The organism is Aminobacter sp. P4_H6_2, from assembly GCF_056400805.1.
In genome coordinates, this window is sequence record NZ_JBFUKO010000705.1 from 1 (window position 1) to 2604 (window position 2604).

2 protein-coding genes are annotated in these 2604 nt (G+C 61.3%); both read left to right on the forward strand.

All coding sequences use genetic code 11. From position 1 onward, the window contains the following. The first annotated feature begins 67 nt into the window (after window positions 1–67). Entirely contained in the window at window positions 68–817 is a 750-nt protein-coding gene (cnbZ, locus tag AC1DUU_RS28950) for a 2-amino-5-chloromuconate deaminase CnbZ (protein WP_476786772.1), read from the forward strand. Between the two features lie 10 nt (window positions 818–827). Continuing rightward, window positions 828–2429 carry a GMC family oxidoreductase gene (locus AC1DUU_RS28955; protein WP_476786773.1) on the forward strand — a complete coding sequence of 534 codons (1602 nt, stop codon included), beginning with the start codon at window positions 828–830 and terminating at the stop codon, window positions 2427–2429. The last annotated feature ends 175 nt before the right edge of the window (window positions 2430–2604 follow it).

The following is a 2604-nucleotide window of genomic DNA, read 5'->3' on the forward strand; positions in this document are numbered from 1 at the left end:
TGGGGCACGTCGTTTATCCCCGTGGCGGCAGGCCGATCTGGCATTTTTCATATTCAGGAGAGACATTATGGGCGAAGTGATTGAATTTACGTCTGGCGGCTACCGCTTCATCAAGGGCGTTTCGCAATACTCGGGCGGCGTGGCGGCATTGCCGGGCTTTCGCCTGGAACGCGTGCGGTTCACCCAGCCGTTGCCGCTTGCGGAAGGTTTTGCCGAGATCGAGAAGATCATCATGGCTGCAGACCGCCCCCTCACGGCATTCGCCGCATGCGAACTGCGCTCCCCGGCACCATTTACCGAAGAGGGCTTCGTTGCCTTCAACAGCAGCTACACGAAGACGCTGAAGGCGTGGGGCCTGCTTGAGACGGGCCACAATCCCGTGGCGCGCAGCAATGTCTGTCCGCAGATCGCACCGCCGCCTGTGCCCTCGATCTATGCGTTCTCGTTTACCGTGCCGACCGCCGAGACCGCGCCTTCCTTTGTCATTTCCGGATCCGCCGAGGTGCCCGAAGGCCATGCCGCCTATCGCGACCACATCGTCAGGCGTGGCGATCTCTCAGCCCACGGCCTGCGCACCAAGGCCAAGTTCGTGCTGGAGGAAATGGAGCGCCGTGCCGCTACGCTGGGCTTCGGATGGGAAAACGCGACGGCGGTCCAGGTCTACACCGTGCACAACCTCTACCCGTTCCTGGCCGACGAAATCGTCAAGCGCGGTGCTGCGCGCGCCGGTCTGACCTGGCACTTCAACAACCCGCCCGTCGTGGATCTGGAATACGAGATGGATCTCCGGGGCGTTGCCGCGGAACATGTCGTCTAAGAGCCATCGGATGACCATGCGTACTGACATCGGCAGCTATGACTACGTGATTGTCGGGGCGGGCTCGTCCGGTTGCGTTCTGGCAAACCGGCTGAGCGCCGATCCCGGCAAGCGCGTGCTGCTTCTGGAAGCCGGGGGATCGGACAACTATCACTGGATCCACATCCCGGTCGGCTATCTCTACTGCATGGGCAATCCGCGCACGGACTGGGGCTACCGGACAGCGAAGGAACCCGGCCTGAACGGCCGTTCCCTCGCCTATCCACGCGGCAAGGTGATGGGCGGCTGCTCGTCCATCAACGGCATGATCTACATGCGCGGCCAGGCCACCGACTACGACCATTGGCGCCAGCTCGGAAATCCGGGCTGGGGCTGGAACGACGTGCTGCCGCTGTTCAGGAAGTCGGAGGACCATCATGGCCTTTCCGACCAGTTCCATGGACRGGGCGGCGAACTCAGGGTGGAGCGCCAGCGACTGAGCTGGCCGATCCTCGACGCCGTGCGCGAGGCAGCCGAAGAACTCGGTGTGCCGAAGGTCGACGATTTCAACAACGGCAGCAATTTCGGTTCGTCCTATTTTGAGGTGAACCAGAAATCCGGATTCCGGTTCAATGCGGTGCGTGCCTTCATCAAGCCTGTTCGGCACCGCAGGAACCTCACGATACTCACCCATGCGCAGGCCGAGCGCGTGATGTTCTCCGGCCGTAGGGTTAGAGGACTGGACCTCAATCTCGGCGGCAAGCCCGCGCATGTGAAGGTGGAGGGCGAACTCATCCTCTCAGCGGGAGCGATCGGCACGCCACAACTGCTGCAATTGTCAGGTATCGGACCGCAGGCACTTCTCCGGCATCACGGCATCGAGGTCATGCACAACCTACCCGGCGTAGGCGAAAACCTGCAGGACCATCTGCAAATCCGGACCGCATTCAAGGTGTCGGGAGCGGAAACGCTGAACGAGCGCCAGGCCAGCCTCACAGGCAAAGCCCTGATTGCATTGGAATACGCTCTCAAGCGCTCGGGACCCGTGTCGATGGCGCCGAGCCAGCTCGGTATCTTCATGAAATCTCACGCGCGCTTCGAAACGCCCAACATCGAATTCCATGTCCAGCCGCTCTCGTTGGAATCCTTCGGCCAGCCGCTGCACAGCTTCCCCGCAGTCACCATATCAGTGTGCAATCTCAGGCCGGAATCGCGCGGTCATGTGCGCATCGTCTCCGCCCGGCCGGACGATCATCCGGAAATTGCACCCAACTACCTCTCCACTGAAAGTGATCGTGAAGTCGCGGTCGCATCGATAATCATCGCCCGCCAGCTGATGGAAACCAAACGCATGGCGCAATTCGGCCCCGAGGAATTCAAGCCGGGCGTGCACATACAGGCGCCCGAGGACCTCGCGCATGCCGCAGGTGACATTGCCACGACGATCTTTCATCCTGTCGGTACGGCGCGAATGGGCAATGACGACATGGCAGTGGTCGACCCGCAATTGCGCGTACACGGCATAGAGGGGCTGCGCATCGCCGATTGCTCGATCATGCCGACAATCATCTCAGGCAACACGCATGCAGCGGCAGTCATGATCGCCGAAAAGGCAGCCCAGTTGATCGCGTGAAATTTGGTTACGTTCGAGTAAGGCGCACCGCCGACGGGAACGGGGCCGTCTCCGGACGGTCCTCTGTGGATGGCTCCCGCATTGCAAGAGATAATTCGACGTTCTGGCGCGTTGGTCGGGTGCAGTCTTCTGTCCGGCCTGTTGATGCAGCCATAGGAGACTGCTGGCCCTGATG

Excerpts from the sequence above, each read along its gene's own strand:
- cnbZ (WP_476786772.1), top strand. The coding sequence starts at position 68 with ATGGGCGAAGTGATTGAATTTACGTCTGGCGGCTACCGCTTCATCAAG.